This is a genomic window from Bacillus sp. YP1 (assembly GCF_000877815.1).
In the GTDB taxonomy this organism is placed as follows: domain Bacteria; phylum Bacillota; class Bacilli; order Bacillales; family Bacillaceae; genus Bacillus; species Bacillus subtilis.
The window spans coordinates 22,082-37,984 of the sequence record NZ_CP010015.1 but is presented as its reverse complement, the minus strand read 5'-3'; the positions used below and the strand labels follow the sequence as shown (position 1 = coordinate 37,984).

20 protein-coding genes and 2 tRNA genes are annotated in these 15,903 nt (G+C 35.2%); 17 read left to right on the top strand and 5 right to left on the bottom strand.

What is annotated here, in order from left to right:
* Window positions 1-34: 34 nt before the first annotated feature.
* A complete protein-coding gene (locus tag QF06_RS20420; RefSeq protein WP_043940298.1) occupies window positions 35-373 on the top strand; it encodes a hypothetical protein in 339 nt (112 codons plus the stop codon).
* Between the two features lie 83 nt (window positions 374-456).
* Here the strand turns inward: QF06_RS20420 and QF06_RS20715 are convergent, their stop codons facing one another.
* The 3 genes from QF06_RS20715 to QF06_RS20405 form a co-directional block, all read right to left on the bottom strand.
* Window positions 457-978, bottom strand: a complete 522-nt coding sequence (locus QF06_RS20715) for a 3D domain-containing protein (RefSeq protein WP_052500196.1) — start codon at window positions 976-978, stop codon at window positions 457-459.
* 388 nt (window positions 979-1,366) lie between these two features.
* Window positions 1,367-2,647, bottom strand: coding sequence for an ATP-dependent DNA ligase (locus tag QF06_RS20410; RefSeq protein WP_043940297.1), 1,281 nt, complete (start codon window positions 2,645-2,647; stop codon window positions 1,367-1,369).
* A gap of 129 nt (window positions 2,648-2,776) precedes the next feature.
* Window positions 2,777-3,076, bottom strand: coding sequence for a hypothetical protein (locus tag QF06_RS20405; protein WP_043940296.1), 300 nt, complete (start codon window positions 3,074-3,076; stop codon window positions 2,777-2,779).
* A gap of 949 nt (window positions 3,077-4,025) precedes the next feature.
* On the opposite strand from QF06_RS20405, the gene QF06_RS20400 reads away from it, so the two are divergent.
* Window positions 4,026-4,865, top strand: a complete 840-nt coding sequence (locus tag QF06_RS20400) for a hypothetical protein (RefSeq protein ID WP_009968507.1) — start codon at window positions 4,026-4,028, stop codon at window positions 4,863-4,865.
* A 151-nt stretch (window positions 4,866-5,016) separates the two neighbouring features.
* On the opposite strand, the gene QF06_RS20395 is transcribed toward QF06_RS20400, so the two are convergent.
* Window positions 5,017-6,180: a response regulator aspartate phosphatase gene (locus tag QF06_RS20395; RefSeq protein ID WP_043940295.1), complete on the bottom strand. Its 1,164-nt coding sequence runs from the start codon at window positions 6,178-6,180 to the stop codon at window positions 5,017-5,019.
* A 149-nt stretch (window positions 6,181-6,329) separates the two neighbouring features.
* Window positions 6,330-6,650 (bottom strand): hypothetical protein, encoded by a 321-nt coding sequence (locus QF06_RS20390; RefSeq protein WP_009968675.1) that lies wholly within the window; start codon window positions 6,648-6,650, stop codon window positions 6,330-6,332.
* Window positions 6,651-6,856: 206 nt separating this feature from the next.
* Here QF06_RS20390 and QF06_RS20385 point away from each other — a divergent pair, with 206 nt between their 5' ends.
* The 15 genes from QF06_RS20385 to QF06_RS20315 all read left to right on the top strand — a co-directional run bounded on the left by QF06_RS20385 (window position 6,857) and on the right by QF06_RS20315 (window position 15,854).
* Complete coding sequence (locus QF06_RS20385) at window positions 6,857-7,036, top strand: hypothetical protein (protein ID WP_009968676.1); 180 nt, start codon at window positions 6,857-6,859, stop codon at window positions 7,034-7,036.
* Window positions 7,017-7,424 carry an HNH endonuclease gene (locus QF06_RS20380; RefSeq protein ID WP_052500195.1) on the top strand — a complete coding sequence of 136 codons (408 nt, stop codon included), beginning with the start codon at window positions 7,017-7,019 and terminating at the stop codon, window positions 7,422-7,424. Before QF06_RS20385 ends, QF06_RS20380 begins: the two co-directional genes overlap by 20 nt.
* An 11-nt stretch (window positions 7,425-7,435) precedes the next feature.
* Window positions 7,436-7,927 carry a phage terminase small subunit P27 family gene (locus QF06_RS20375; RefSeq protein ID WP_043940293.1) on the top strand — a complete coding sequence of 164 codons (492 nt, stop codon included), beginning with the start codon at window positions 7,436-7,438 and terminating at the stop codon, window positions 7,925-7,927.
* Between the two features lie 51 nt (window positions 7,928-7,978).
* A tRNA-Asn gene (locus tag QF06_RS20370) sits at window positions 7,979-8,055 on the top strand.
* A 1-nt stretch (window position 8,056) separates the two neighbouring features.
* A tRNA-Trp gene (locus tag QF06_RS20365) sits at window positions 8,057-8,130 on the top strand.
* 30 nt (window positions 8,131-8,160) lie between these two features.
* Window positions 8,161-9,861: a terminase large subunit gene (locus QF06_RS20360; RefSeq protein WP_043940336.1), complete on the top strand. Its 1,701-nt coding sequence runs from the start codon at window positions 8,161-8,163 to the stop codon at window positions 9,859-9,861.
* Window positions 9,862-9,883: 22 nt separating this feature from the next.
* The gene (locus QF06_RS20355) at window positions 9,884-11,263 is read left to right on the top strand and encodes a phage portal protein (protein ID WP_052500194.1); all 1,380 of its coding nucleotides are present in this window, start codon (window positions 9,884-9,886) and stop codon (window positions 11,261-11,263) included.
* A 41-nt stretch (window positions 11,264-11,304) separates the two neighbouring features.
* Window positions 11,305-12,246: an HK97 family phage prohead protease gene (locus tag QF06_RS20710; protein WP_052500193.1), complete on the top strand. Its 942-nt coding sequence runs from the start codon at window positions 11,305-11,307 to the stop codon at window positions 12,244-12,246.
* A 20-nt stretch (window positions 12,247-12,266) separates the two neighbouring features.
* On the top strand, window positions 12,267-13,415 hold the full coding sequence (locus tag QF06_RS20345; protein WP_052500192.1) for a phage major capsid protein: 1,149 nt from the start codon (window positions 12,267-12,269) through the stop codon (window positions 13,413-13,415).
* 101 nt (window positions 13,416-13,516) lie between these two features.
* Window positions 13,517-13,732 carry a hypothetical protein gene (locus QF06_RS20340; RefSeq protein ID WP_013603368.1) on the top strand — a complete coding sequence of 72 codons (216 nt, stop codon included), beginning with the start codon at window positions 13,517-13,519 and terminating at the stop codon, window positions 13,730-13,732.
* A complete protein-coding gene (locus QF06_RS20335) occupies window positions 13,722-14,054 on the top strand; it encodes a head-tail connector protein (RefSeq protein ID WP_043940292.1) in 333 nt (110 codons plus the stop codon). Before QF06_RS20340 ends, QF06_RS20335 begins: the two co-directional genes overlap by 11 nt.
* Window positions 14,054-14,392, top strand: a complete 339-nt coding sequence (locus QF06_RS20330) for a phage head closure protein (protein ID WP_013603366.1) — start codon at window positions 14,054-14,056, stop codon at window positions 14,390-14,392. Before QF06_RS20335 ends, QF06_RS20330 begins: the two co-directional genes overlap by 1 nt.
* Complete coding sequence (locus QF06_RS20325; RefSeq protein WP_013603365.1) at window positions 14,392-14,772, top strand: HK97-gp10 family putative phage morphogenesis protein; 381 nt, start codon at window positions 14,392-14,394, stop codon at window positions 14,770-14,772. Before QF06_RS20330 ends, QF06_RS20325 begins: the two co-directional genes overlap by 1 nt.
* The gene (locus QF06_RS20320) at window positions 14,769-15,173 is read left to right on the top strand and encodes a hypothetical protein (protein ID WP_043940291.1); all 405 of its coding nucleotides are present in this window, start codon (window positions 14,769-14,771) and stop codon (window positions 15,171-15,173) included. Before QF06_RS20325 ends, QF06_RS20320 begins: the two co-directional genes overlap by 4 nt.
* A 30-nt stretch (window positions 15,174-15,203) precedes the next feature.
* A complete protein-coding gene (locus tag QF06_RS20315) occupies window positions 15,204-15,854 on the top strand; it encodes a major tail protein (protein WP_009968606.1) in 651 nt (216 codons plus the stop codon).
* Window positions 15,855-15,903: the final 49 nt, after the last annotated feature.

Below are 15,903 nucleotides of genomic sequence, written 5' to 3'. Positions count from 1 at the left end.
ATAATAGAAGAAACTCGGAATTATGAGGTGAATTATGGAGATTAAGAGAATAACAAGAAAAGAATTCGAAAGCTTTCCTAAATTTAAAAATGTTGAAGAAGCAATAAAGTTTTTCAAAGAAAAGTATGAGGATCATTTTATGGAACAAGGATTGGGCCCGTTTGAAGAATTTGAACTCGGAAAGTACTATCACCATTTGTTAATCCTTGATAAGGAAGGTTTTAAAAGGATGGGTGAATGGATGATAAAAAATAATCGGGCAACATTCCCTTCTGAATCATATTCTGAAACAAAAGGGATGAATGAAAGTGTTCAGCCGATATTTATTTTTGAAAACGGAAGGATCCAAGTATCTAGCTTAGCTGAGGATTAAAAAAGAAGCTGCCATTTTGATTTCCTCAACAACAATTAATAGCGAGGTAGAAAGTAAAATGGCAGCCTTTATTATTATTCCCTTTACTTTAAGATCTTAGCTTGAATATCTCTAACACCAAATTCTATACACTTGACATTAGCATTTAAATACACATCGATTTTATTCCCTTTAATAGCAGATCCAGTATCTTCAGCTGTATAAACACCATTAAGATGTTCATATCCTTTAGGAAATTTGATTTCTACTTTTGATCCTAAGGGGATTACATTCGGGTCCACTGCAATTGTACGTCCTTCTTGAACTTTCGTTCCTGTTGCTGTAACAGTACCCATTGAATAAGCTGTTGAAGTAAAATGCTTATATCCCTCATAAACCACCGATTGATGTTCTTTGACTCCAACCTTTGTGTTTATTTCCTGTCCCGGATAAATCAAAGAAAGATTTTTGATTTGTGGGTTAGCTTCGGCCAATTCTTGAAGAGAAATATTATTTTCCCTCGCAATTTTGGACATTGTGTCCCCAGGTTTCACTTCTTGAGCAAACGTGGGAGAAGCAATTAGCATCGATACTCCTAATGCTGAAACAGCAATTAGTTTTTTCATTGGGTTTTGCACTCTCCTAATATTTATTGATCCCTTATCTCTTTCTCGGAATCTTTTATTTTTATATCTCGGAAAAGAAAAACGTAAAATAAAATCCATATAAATTGCTATATAATTTAACGTCTGGTAATGTATCTTTAAAGCCAGTCATATGGTAGTCAGGAGTTTACCCCTCCTGACTTGTCGAAAGGACAGAGTATTGCATTTATTCCTTTCAATCATTCTCTCTTTTAGTCTGTTTTTTTCTGCAGACCAACCACCTATTATCTTAGGTCGGACGACTGAAATCGTAAGAGAGAAAAGATGAAGAGAGTCCTTCACCTCCTAAAGGTGAAGGATTTGATTCTCTTAAATAAAAAAAGCCCGACCTAAAGCCAGGCTCATAAATCTAAGAATAAGACACTTCATCTTTATCATCGCGAATTCTATTTAATGAAGGCTGCCGTAAAGATAAACCTCCATGTTCATTTTTGCTTTCTTGAAAATATTTAATCTCAACAATCTTCCCAACCACCAAGGATGGATCTTTCCAAAAATCAACTTTCCATTTCTCTTTTAATCCAGCTACGGCCACTCGATGTCCTTTGTAATCAACAATAATTGATCCACATTTACCACCACGTATGTCTTCCACAACATCTAAACAACGTAAATCTGCTTCTTCTTCTGGTTTTACTTTTAGAATGCTAGGAGATTTTTTCAATTCAAATATTCCATCCGATAAATGAATCATTAATCCTTCTTCCCCACGGCCAATTGCTTCAAGAAACAAGTCATCAATAACATCTTTGTCATTTCCAACATAGAATTTAGGAACAACCGAAATTAACGAATCTGCCGGCAGAGACTTCTTGATCGTTTCTTCTAAAAAAGAGCGTCTAGTTTTGTAAGGAACATCAAAAACACCTTTTTCATAATCATCAATTGGAATCATGTCGAACAACAAAAATCTAACGTCTTTTTTAATTCCGTGTTTCTTCAAACGACTTTGAGTTGCTCGGAATAAGTCCGATGAGGAAAGGTTATCTCTATTCACGTTTACGAGTTCTCCTTCATAAACAAATCCTGTCGGAAGTTTTTTCATTAACTCTTCGAGTTCAATTAATCCTTCGTATTTGGCACCGGTGGTTGTAATGAATTCGCTGCCTTCTTCCAAGTTCTTCGTTGTTGATCTGAAGCCATCGACTTTAAGTGAGACAATGAACTCTTCTCCTTTTGTAAGGTGTTTTTCAGGATTGTATTTTTGACCTTTCATAACCTTGTGTTTACTGATAAACCCTTTACCGTATACTTTATTCAAAGTAGTTGAAGAGATTCCAATCGGCAAATCTTTTGTTAATATAGATTTGGCCAGTTCCCGTTCTTCTTCTGTTTTAAGTTGCTTTAAAAAGATCTGAATTGATTGGATTATTTGATCAGATCCGGTATTGTAAAGAATTACGTAAGCCATAGCATCAAAGATGGTTTCAAGTTGAGTATAAGTCGGCAAACAAACTTCTTTTTCGATCTTCTTTTTTGCTAAACCCGTTTTAACAAGTGGGTCGTAAACAAACTTGAAAATCTCCTTTAAACCCTCCACATTTTCGTATTTTCTTAGTAATTCTTCTTTTCCTTTTCGGCTTGATTCGTTTTTAATCTCCTTAAAAATTTCAACATATTTCTTCATCATAGTAGTTGAGTCCTCCGATTTTCCTTTGGTTATTTCGAGTAACGAAATAATATTATCACTTCTTTTTTGAGTCGTACACACTGATTACAGAATATTGCAAAAATAATATCTAGATATTTGAATCTAGCTCTATACACATGCAGCCATTCTTTTTGCCATCCTTTTTCTTTTCTCAATAGCTTCATGGTTATTATTACGAGATCGTTTAATAACGGTTGTAAGTATCCAGTGATTTCTTTCTTTTACAAAGATGAATTCCTTACTATTTCTAGTAAAGATATGCCTCACATTACCGTTATTCACTATCTGCTTTATATTTAAGTTTCTTACATCACGCTTAATCCTACTTTCAATATTCTTACGGCATTCGCCTACTCTTTGTTCATATCGCTGTATTACGTGATTAGTAATAATAAAGTCTTCAAACATCCTATCTCCCTCCGATTAATGTATGTAGTAGTTGAGTGAAAGTGGTGCTGCTGAATTGGTTATCTAACAACACCACTTTAGAAATGTCTGATAATTGGTATGATTATATCTGGCTCTATTAAAACGTAAACCACATTAGCGAATTAATTTAATATGCCAATGCTAAAGCATTGTCTATTCGAAATTACTTACGTAATTTCTCATATGTTTATTTAATTTATTATTTAATATATTCATTAATAATTAATTGATATATAAAGACCATAGCTATTCGTAAGCATCCATGAAGATTAAGTTTAGAATTCTTACGACCACATCTAAACAACTATACGTTCTTCTCCAGTGTTGATTTATAAGTTAATTCTTATTGGCTCAAACACTTAAAGCACATGACAACGGATAACATTACTAATCAACTGCAAGTCAATGATAAGGATGATCAATGACGATTGATTAGTCTATCCATCGATCCCAGCGAAGATGAAGAATCTTCACCACCATTAATTGCTTAATGGTATTTGCAACGGCGAGATAACCTTGGAGTTATTTGATAAAGGAGTAAACTCTCAGCTTCAAATGTCTCCGTGATTATTGAGTTGTGCAATATATTTATATCTGAGAATGGTGAAACGTAAATTGGTAGGGAGAAATCAAACAAGAGTGAGGAAAATTCACACACGAAAAATTCGGGTGGAGTTGAAAATGATTGCCGCCTGCTCTGAGAGTTGGATCGAGGTTTGAAAAAGTAGCCGCCTACCCTTTCGGGAAAAAAATCGGTCTCGACAGGAATAACTGGAGGAGGTCCGTTCACACCAACCATCCCAAAACGCCCAAATTGTGTTGAAATTTAGGAGAAGGAACAAGAATTTTGTCATTCTTTGTTATAGAATAATAGTTAGATGGATATAATAAACATATAGAGAAAATAACCTATTGAGGGGGAAAATTTTTGTATTATAGGATTGGTACCATTAAGACAATAAAAGAAGGGGAACACAAAGTTGATATTAAAAGAGACTTCACTCAAGAAGAACAAGAAAAATATTTTCAGTACAGAAAGTACCTTGGGCTGCATATAAATAATAAGAATTTATATAATTTAATTGTAAGAAATGGAGAAGAACTTGAACATTTTTTAGATACGATTAAAGATAAAGACTCGTCAGAAATAGGCAGTCCAGATTATGTTGTATTTGAAGCGAATAGACTATTTATGAATTACTTATCGATGATTAGGACGTACATTGATCATATTCCTTCTTCGTTGTCTAAAACCTTTGATTCTAAAGTCAAAGATGAATTTGATAACTTTTTATCAGTTATATATGATAATTATTTTGAATATAGATTTTTATATAAATTAAGGAACCTGGCTCAACATTTCGGGATTCCAATTTCTAATTTAATCAGCAATGAACACGGCAACCATATAACCATGAGTCAAAGTTATTTATTAAGTTATAAAAAATGGGGTACTGTTAAAGATGAAATTAAAGATATGGAAGAAAGTATACCGGTTAAAGGATTAGCTCTCAGAATGAATGTAATCATGAATACGGTATACTTGTTTGTAATGAAGTTCTATGTTGAGGGTATTATTGAATCAATAGAATGGTTTGATTCATTACAAGGAGAATTAGGTGGTAGCACCATTCTTGCAGTTTCAGACTCAGCTGAAGAATATGGAAAAGGAAAATTTAATTTTCAACCTATGAATACTGACGAATTTATTAATGCAGTGCATGATTTAAATGAAAACCCAGGTATAAATATTAAATTGATAAAATAAAAACCCCATTGGACTTTCCAAATGGGGTTTTCCTTTATCATATTAAGTTGCTGCTCTATCTGCGACCTTATAAGTGGACTGCTCAGAAAGAGCATATGAAGCGCTAGATACTCCAACAATGCCAAGCAAGAGCGCTAAACAAATTGCAATTTTACATTTTTTCATTTAAATGTTTCCCCCTTTGAATTTGTTTGCGTGCTTCAATTGCCATTTGATAAAAATCGACCGCATCATGTCTGTCTTCTTTGTTGGTCAAAAAATCAGCAACAGCAACAGCGTATTCTTCCATATCACCATAAAGGTTTTTCTCTTCGAAGAACTTGAACACTTCTCTAAGTGTTTGTAAGTCGAATGATAAATAAAGGCCTTTAACCAGTTTTAATTTCTCGGTTACTTCCTGGTTGTTGTGCCGGGCAGCAACCTTCTGACCTTCCTGATATAATTCTAATGCAGCCTTTAAATCATTCTTCTTTGCTTTGACATATGCCAGATTAAAAATCGCTTTTGACTCATAAATGTGCTTTCGATCCTTATGAATTTCATAGGCGATTTGAAAATGTTTCTCAGCATTGTCAAGTTCTTCAAGGTTATTATAACATAATCCCACGTTAAAATGAGCTGAACCAATTAAATGTTGCTCCCCTATTTCTAGGGCATCTTTTAAAGCTTTTTCAGCTGTTTCTAAAGCGTCCTCATAACACATTTTATCTAGCCAGTTCCCGAAGATAACAAACTGACACTGGACCATTTCTTTTCCATATGTAAGATTACCCTGAGCATCTTTTTGTTCTTTAAATATAGAGTATGCTCGCTGAGCATAATTCATGGAGAAATGAGTCTCTTTCATATAGTAATAGACCTCTGATACTTTAAAATAGAACTCGGCCTTATCTGTATTTGCATTTGCATCTAATAAATCAAGATATTTTTCAGCTTCACGGTAATATGTTAGGGCAATAACTAAATCTCTTGTTCTGAAGTGATACATACCGGTAAAAAAATTATAATAGAACTCTATTGTATTCGTAAGAGATTCAGGGGCCATATTCTCCCTTGTCTTTTTAAGATCAGAATAAACACCATCTATATTTTTAACAGAGTCAGGTTCAAGATACGACAGCATTATTTCATGCCGCAGCTTTAATAGCTGAAGATAGACTGCTACTTTTTCATTTTTCTCCATCATATCGAATTCTTTTTCAACTTTTCTTTTCATTTCTTTTGCTTTCTCAACTCGACCCTGCTTTATAACAACATACCAATGATTAATGTCTGTGGTTACATAATGATATGGGATTAAATCCGAAACAGACAATCAAATACCTCCTTTTCTTTACATATATTTAATATTATACCACCAAAGGCTCATGCGAATAGAATCATTTTTTGAAAAATCCCTCAATTCAGATGAATACAAAGGTCAGAATAAGCATAAATAAGGACCATATCGTCTGATATGGTCTTTTAACTGGCTTTAGAATTTATGGTAAGTTGGTCTAAAAGGCTCCCAATGTCGTTTAATGACTTATAAATGACATCCAAACAGTTAATTATATGAGAATCAATCTCTCGCTCTTGAACATCTCCAAATACAAACTTCAATTCTTTATAAGACTTAGAGTACCTTAAATTAAAGAGATTTCCATCAATCACCTGAACAATTTCAACTTTCGGGTCCAATATTTGTTCATAAATAGTCTCCGGATGAACCACTCCTTCAACATTTTCAATGTAATTTAAGAACCCCAGAATCGTTTCAAGTTTAGAATAAGCTTCAGTTTTCATAACTTATCCCCTCCGATTTAGTAGTTGAGTAACTTACATTTAAAATTATAAAACGCAAACATAGGTTCGTACACTCTATTTAAGAAATTATTTAAAAAAATCAATAAAAACTGTTTAGAATTTTCGACTTGTGTACATTTATATTAGAGACATAAACAGTATTGTTCGAGATATTGAGCTTCAAAAAAGGAGATCAATATGAATAAATGAAAGATAATCGAACTAAATTAATCTGTTCTAAATGTAATTCTCCTATTATTACATATCGGAAAAAGAAAAAAGTCATTTATGAATGCTCTTATTGTGGTATTCAACCTGATGATTTAAACTTTGACGATCTTTCTCCAAACGATTGGGAAGATGATTATGAAGAAGAAAATATGTAATAATTGCGGGAAGATTATTGGTTCAAATGAAACTTGCTCTTGCAAGCAAAACAGAAATCGAAATCAATACCAACGCAAATATTATCAAAAAAATAAAGAATACTTAAAACCCCTTTCCACTGCACGTTGGAAAAAATTAAGAAGTCTCATCATCCACAGAGACAAAGGTTGCTGCCAACGATGTCTAATCAAATATAGCATCGTTAATTCTTCAGAATTGCAAGTTCACCACATAAAGCCTCGAATTGATTACCCCGAATTAATGTTTGAAGAAAGCAATCTTATTACCCTTTGTAAAACGTGCAACCTCCAATTAGGTACTTCCGGTGAACTTGATTTTAAACCAAACATTAATCTTGAAAATCACAATTATGACTTCAAACTTTAAGAGGTGATGTGATGGCTCGTCCTAGAAAGCCAGCTTCCCTCAAACAAGGACATTCAGAATCAAAAGCTCAATTGGAGGAAAGAGCCGAAGCAGAACAAGAGCTACTTGGAAATGATGATTTAGTGAATGAAATTCCTGAACATCTTGATGAATTAGCTCAAGAGTATTACAAATTCTTAACCACTGAACTAGAGATAAGTAATATCCTCTGCAATTTAGATATTCCTCTACTCGAACAAACTGCTGATTGTCTAAGTAAAATGAGGCAAGCAGATGAAATTATTAATAAAGAAGGACTTATTTTAAACACAATTGATAGGTATGGGAATGACTTAATAAAAGAACATCCCGCAGTTGCTACAAAACAGAAGTATCTTAATCAGTTTAGAGCTTTATCTACCCAGCTTGGATTATCTCCAGCATCAAGGGCTCAACTTGCGGGTTTGAAAATTGAACAAAAAAACGAAGAAGAAGATCCGTTACTCAAATTATTAAAAAGTTAATTATAATCCCTGCTGTTTTTTACTCCGATTTTCAGTGGGGATTTTTTCTATGTGCTCGTAGCTCAGGTGGTTAGAGCATCGGTCTGTTAAACCGAGTGTCGTAGGTTCGAATCCTACCGAGTACGCCATGAGGGTTTAGTTTAATGGTAAAACGTCAGTCTCCAAAACTGAAAATGTTGGTTCGATTCCTTCAACCCTTGCCAATAAATATAATACTGAGGGTGAGTGATAATATGGTTTCTTCGTATTTAAAAGCCCATCCCGCCTATCAGTATGCTAGAGATGTTGTTGAAGGTAAATTAACTGCCGGCAAGTACGTTAAAAAGGCTTGCTGCAAATTCATTTCTGACGTTCACAATCCTGATTGTGAATTTTTTATCGATGAAGATGAACTTAAGAAAATTGATGGCTTAACAAAGCTTATAAATATGGCCACAGGATTGAAAGCTGGAACGCCAACTCATGATGCTTTGGCTCCATTCCAATGGTTTTTCTTAGTCAATGCTTTATGTTGGAAGTATAAACAAAATCCAATTAAAAGAAGATATGAAAAGTCAGTACTCCTAATTGGTCGTAAATCCGGTAAATCATTCCTCGTTGCTTTAATTTTTATCCTCTTGCTCTTAATTGAACCAGAATACTCCGAGTTTTATTCCGTTGCCCCGGATAAAGAGCTTTCTTCGATAGTCAAAAAAGAAGTTGAACAAACAATTACAGCTTCTCACCCTTCTATCCAAAAACAGTTCCAAATAACAAGAAGTGAAGTACGGTGTTTACTCACAAAATCTAAATTCATTCCATTAGCTAACTCTGAGAACCGGATGGATGGAAGAAAAGCAAATGTTTTCGTAGCAGACGAAGTTGGAGCATTAAGAAACCGTTACCCTATTGATGCTATGCAATCTTCTCAAATGAACATGGTAAACCGTACCGGAATTCTTATTAGTACAGCCTATGAATCATTAAACAATCCTATGACTGAAGAAGTTGAATACGCTCAAAAAGTTCTGGATGATTTAATTGATGATCCCACTCTTTTCGCCCTCCTTTATAAACCTGATGATCCTAAAGATTGGCTATCTGACAAATCCCTCATTGAAGCAAATCCACTTGCTGAAGTTCTCGAAGATAACTTGGAATATTTAAAAAAGCAACGTAGAACTGCTTTAGATATGCCAAGTTCAAAAAAGAACTTCTTAACAAAGCATATGAATATTTTCGTTGATGGTGATGACTCAGAGGTTTATATCCCTTCAGATGAACTAAAGAAGAATATGATTACTACATATGATTGGACAGGTCGAGAAGTGTTTGTTGGTGTTGACTTATCTCAAACTACTGATAATACAGCTGTTTCAATGGTTACTTATGATCATGATAAAGATGAATACGTTGCTCAGTCCTGGGCTTTTATTCCGGAAGATAGTGCGGAAAATAAGTCCAAAGTTGAGAAGGTTGATTACTTTACCATGAGAGATAATGGTTATTGCTATTTCTGTGGTGATAAAGTTATCAGCCATAGGTTCGTTGAAAACTTTGTCTTAGATCTCGAAAAGAAATATGGGGTAATCATTAAGGGCATCGGTTATGACCGGTGGAACTGCGTTGCTTCAGCTAACCGATGGTACGAAGAAGGCTATGACACGATCGAAATTAAGCAGCATTCTTCTGTCTTGCACCCTGCTACTAAACTTGTAAAAGAACGTGTTTTGAAAGGCAGCTTTAAGTATCTACAAAACAGACTGCTGGAAATCAACTTTTCAAATGCTCGTGAGGTTAAGGATTCCAACCTCAATACTTACGTTAATAAGAAAAAATCCACAGGAAAAGTTGATATGGTTATCTCAATATTAAACGCTATGGCCCTATGGAATAAAGAAGTTGAAGAAAATTTAACCTCCAACTTTGAAGAAAGGGAACTAATTATTCTCTAAGAAAGGAGGATAACCAACCTAAATGGGGATTTTTTCGAGAAAAAATAAGCAGAAAGAAGACCGTTCCATGCAATATTCCTACGGTGGTGGATATTCTATTACTTCTTACTTTGGTGATGGTGGTCCAATAACAGAAGAAGAAGCTATGAGAATCCCCACTGTTGTTTCGGCTCTTGAGCTTATTACATCATCAATAGCATCATTGCCAATCTACTTATATAAAGAAGATCGCAAAGGTGCAGTAATTAAAATTCCTGATAACCGTGTTTCTCTTTTAAATGATGAACCAAATGATTTGATAAACGGCTATAACATGAAAAAGAGAATGGTTAAGGACTATTTACTGTATGGAGCTAGCTACATCAAGATCGAAAAAATTCGGAATGAGGTTACTAACTTCTATCCCTTGCCCATCAAATATATTTCAGTGACAACTTATAGTCAGGGATATAAAAAATGGGCTACGATCAATTATTTTTATAACAACAAAACTGGAACTTATGAATTTACTCCGGATGAATTGATTATTCTTACAAGAGACAGTGAAGATGGAGTTACCTCATCAGGAATCCTCCAGAATAATAGTAAGCTTCTTAGACTTGCCCTTGATGAAATCGAATACTCAAATGGAATCTTAAAAAACGGGGCCCTTCCTATAGGTGTTTTAAAAGCTACATCAAGATTAAGCCAAAAAGCAATTGATAACCTGCGATCTTCTTGGGAAAACCTCTATAGTGGACCAAAGAAAGCTGGTAAAACAATTATTTTGGAAGAAGGATTAGATTACAATCCAATTTCAATGAAACCAAGTGAAATGGATTTAACTAATTCTAAGAAAAACACGGTCTCAGAAATTGCTAGAGTCTTCAATATTCCAGAGTCCATGTTAAATTCCTCGGCCAATAAGTATGCTTCAAATGAACAAAATAACCTCTATTTTCTTCAATACTGTGTTGGCCCGATCATTTCTGCGATTGAATCTGCTCTAAATAAATCTCTCCTATTAGAAACAGAGAAAGAACAAGGTTATTATTTTAGATTTGATGTTTCTGAATTGCTCAGAACAACAGAAAAAGAAAAAATCGATGCCACTGTTTCTGCTGTAAAAGGAGGATTAATCTCTCTTAACGAAGGTCGTTCAAGAATTGACATGCCTGAAATTAAAGATGATTTCTTTATGTGGGGTCTGGGTCAAATTTTCTATAATCCTAAAACCGGAAAAATGACTATTCCAAACATGGGAGAAACGATTGATCCTAACAATCCACAACCTTCCGCACAAAATCAGAATCACCCCCCTACTCCATCTAATCTTGATCCAAATAAACCTCCAATTGAAAATGAACAAACTTCTGAAGATAAAGATGATTCAAAGATAAAAGATGAGCCAGTAGATCAATAGATTTATTGGCTTTTATTTTTTCAAGGAGGTGTAACTAACTTATGAAATTTGAGCTTTTATCCCGTAAGGTCGAGCTTCGAGCCAATAACGATAATGATTCAATGACTGTTTCTGGTTACGTCAATAAAACAGGAGAGTTAAGCGAAGTACTGGGTTCTGGAAAGAAGTTTGTTGAGAAAATTGCACCGGGTGCATTTACTCGAGCTCTGTCACGAAACCCCGACAATATTGACTTCCTTGCTGAACATAACAGCAAACATATTCTAGCTTCTACACGAAACGGTTCCCTTCGATTATTTGAAGACAGCACCGGTTTATATATGGAAGCAACAATCTCTCCTACTACATGGGGACATGATTATTACCAATTGATAGACGATAAAATCCTTCGGAATATGTCATTTGGATTTAGAACCTTAGATGATTCATGGGATGTTCGCGATGATGGTATTTACGAACGGACCATTAATGATCTTGAATTACTTGAAGTTTCCGTTGTACGAGACCCGGCCTACTCACAATCTACAATCTCAGCCAGAGGAATTGATGTAATTGAAGACATTGAAATTCCAACGAACTTAGAAGAAGGAGAGCAAAGAAATATGGATGAAATCAAAGAGCTCTTTGAAGGATTAGAAGAACGTTTATTAACTTCTCTTAAAGAATCAATCAATGAAATTCGTTCAGAACAAAAAGAGTTCATTGAACAAGCTACGGCTGAATTAAGAGAAAAAGTGAACGAACAAGATCCTGAAAAGGCTGCCGAAAATTCAGGCGAACAAACAGAAGTTAAAGATAATGACTCCGAACAAGATGAACCTGAAACAAAAGAAAAGTCTGAAAATGTTGATGAAACGAAACCAGATGAAAAAGATCCTAAAGAAGATAAATCTGATGAAGATCCTGATAAAGAGAAAAAACGTTCATTAGTCTCTGAAGAATTATCAGAATTGCGAAATAAATTAACTGGACTATCAAATTAATCAGGAGGTTTCTTATAAATATGAATTTGAAAGCGCTTAAAGAAAAACGAAATGCCCTGTTAGATGAAGCAGATGAACTACTAAAAAATGCTGAAAAAGAAGTTCGCTCATTATCAGCAGACGAAAAATCAAAATTTGATGAATTGACTGCTGATGTTACTGATTTAAACAACCAAATTTCCGAATTAGAAAGTCGCCAGAAAGATGGCGAGAAAAATGAAAAAACAATGGAGGAACGTAAAGTGGATAATAAAGAAAAAGAACTCCGCGGTATTGAACAGTATCTCCGTCGCCAAGATGGTGAAGAAGTTCGGGCTCTTCAAACAACTTCTCAAGGTGGAGCCGTAATCCCTGAGAATGTTGAAGGAACAATTGTACTTAAAATGGAAGAAACTTCACCGGTATTTGCTCGAGCAACTAAATTCCCATCTGTCGCTGGAACATTGAAAATTGCTAAGGAATCCCTTAACTCTGTTGCAGGATTTGTTGGTGAAGGTGAAGATGTATCCGAACTTCAAATCTCTTTTGATGAAGTTAAGCTTGCACAAAAACGTGTTGGTGCAGCAATCAGCCTATCTAATCAGCTGATTAATGATGCGGCTGTTAACATTGTTGATTACTCTCTTAACCTTCTCGGTCGCCGGGTCGGTAAAGCAGTTGAAAAATCAATTCTTGTGGGTGCAGGTGGAGAAGAATTCTCTGGTATCGTTAACGATGCTGAAGTTCAAAAAATCCCTGTCTCCAGCGCAGTTACTATTGATAACTTAATGGACCTCTATAACTCTATTCATCCTGAATTCCTAGCTTCATCTTCTTTCATTATGCAACGTGGTTTCTTCAACCAAATCGCTAAGATGAAAGATTCTATGGGCCATTACTACATGCAAAACGGTGTCGTTAACGGTAAATTAACCTATACCCTTTTCGGTGCCGAAGTCATTGTAACTGATCAACTTCCTGATGGAACTCCTGCGATCTTTGGTTCTGTTCAAGATGCTTATGCAGTATTGGTTAAGAAAGGATTCGCTCTTCAACACGTCACAGGTGATACAACACAAGCTATCCGTGGTTCTCAATTACTTGTTCTCGATGGTTACATGGATGGTGCAGTCTACAACCCACAAGCTATCTCTGTGTTAAAAGTTGATACTGCGACTACTTCTGCTTAATCATGTGAAAAACTTCACAATATAAGTGATTAGGAGCTCTTCGGAGCTTCTTTTCATTTATAAAATACTGATTTTATACATAACCAAAGGAGGTAATCCATATGCCAAAAGTTAAATTCCTACAATCTGCTTATCTCCCTTCTCATAAAACAGTCTTTAACCATAACGAAGTTGTTGAGATTGAGAATAAAGATTTGGCCAAGAGCCTTGTAAAGAATGGCCATGCAGAGGAAGTTAAAGAAACGAAAAAAGGCAAAAAAGAACCCAAAGTTATAGAAAAACCTGATGAATCACAGGTAGATAACAATGTTGAGTAATGTAAAAATCACTGAGTTAGACCTCGCCTTTGTAAAGAATTATCTCAAAGTCGATCATGACGCAGATGATGCTTTAATTTCGATGATGATTATTTCTGCACAGAATTATATTCAAACTTACCTCAATAAAAAGTTTGATGAATTCGATCCCCTTCCAGCTGAATTCACTATCGCAGCACTTAGCCTTATCTCCCAATGGTATGAACATAGAGAAATTCAGACTGCATCAATTTCATCTAAAAGTGAACTCTCATATGTATTTTCTGGTCTTCTTGACGTTTATAGAAATTGGAATGATGAATCATACGAGGTTGATGCTTAATGCCTTCTAAACGCCCCGATATTAGTGAATTAAATAAAAGAATAACCTTTTTAAAACAAACTCAAGGAAAAGATTCTTATGGGGCTCCAACTATGGTTTACAAGGAAGTTACATCATGTTGGGCCAGTGTTGAATCACAACAGCTGAAAGAATTCATAACTACTTACGGGACAGAACTTCAAAATATTATCACCTTCTTAATTCGGTCAAAACAAAGGGTCCCTATTACAGACGATATGATGATCTCTTTTCAAGGTCAAAAATACAAAATCGTTGAGATCCAGCCAGATCTAAAAAGTTCTATGTATGACTTAATCGTTGCAAAGGCGGTGTCTTAATGGGACTAGATATTGATACGTCAGGAATTGAATTAGCTTTGAAACAAATGGCTGGACGTGAAACCAAAGTTCGAAATCGAGCATTAAAAGCAGCTGCGCATGTTGTTGCAGAAAAATTAGAAGACAATACTCCAGTTTGGCCGGTAGATAAGCACAAACACTTGAAAGACGATGTAGTAATTTCCGGTGTTGATGCATTTGGCCAAATCAAAGTTGGATATAGCAAAGAAACTGAATGGAGAGCAAAGTTCGTTGAATTTGGAACAATGGGTGGATCAAGAATTGCTCCACAAGGTTTTATTCAACGGACTGAAGAAGAGTCTCGTTCAGAAGCCATGTCAGTTATGACAGACGAGCTCAAGAAAGGATTGGGATTGTGAGTTTATCAGTAAAAACAGTATATGACTTGCTGATGAATGATCAAGAAATTGGAAATCTCATGAACAAAGATATGATATTTTCAATCAACGTTCCTGAAGACTTTCAAAAAGTCGAAAATGCTCCGATTATTTGCATCACTCAAATAAGTGATTTCCAAAGTAGATTTGTTAGCAATAAAGCATTTTCTTCTGAAATTAGTGTTCAAATTACAGTTTGGGCTGCAGATCTAGCAAAAATCGATCAATTTAAAACTCGTTTAGACACTTTAATGGGTGAAAATAATTGGTCGCAATACACAGGAATGTTAGACAGAGATCCAACCATTGATTTGTTTATGTTAGCAAGACGTTATCGAACAACTGAAATATTAAACGATTTGAGCCTTCTCAAACATGAGTAGGCTTATTTTTTTTAAGGGAGGAAATCATTAGTGGCAACATTAGGTTTTGAAGAAGTCCAAATTGCTATTCTTAATGATCAAGAACAGGTAGTAAAAGTTCATAAAATTAACGCCCAAGTCGGTGGTGCTGTTGAAGCTAAAATTTCAGGTTTGGCTCCAACGACTAATACAGTCTATGCTTCCAACGTTCCATTCTATGTTTCTGCTGTCGGTGTTTCTAACCCTAAATTAGAACTTAATACAGCTGATTTAACAGAAGAAATGATCGCAGACATCTCTGGAGCTAAGACAAATGAAAATGGAATTACAACTCTTGGTGCTGATACAGTTGCCCCTTATTGTGCCGTAATTATGAAAACAAAAGGCCTGGCCAATGATGACATTTATATTGCCCTTGCAAAAGGTAAATTCGGTCACCCTGATGGATTCGATCTTAAAACAGGTGAGGACAAAGGACAAGAAGCTGATACAACCGATGGTGCTTTGACTGGTGAATTTGTTGCTCGCCATTCTGACGGTATTGTTTATGCTAAAGGCCGTACAAGCACTCAAGGCTTCACTGTGTCTGCATTTACTCAATTGCTCTTCCCCGGCTGGAATGGAACAACAGCTGAAGGTCAAACTTCAACTAACACTTCAACAACAACCCCTACTGAAACTTCTGATACTACTACTGCCTAATCACAAATAAGCTAGATGCCTTTGGCATCTAGTTTTTTATTTACATACC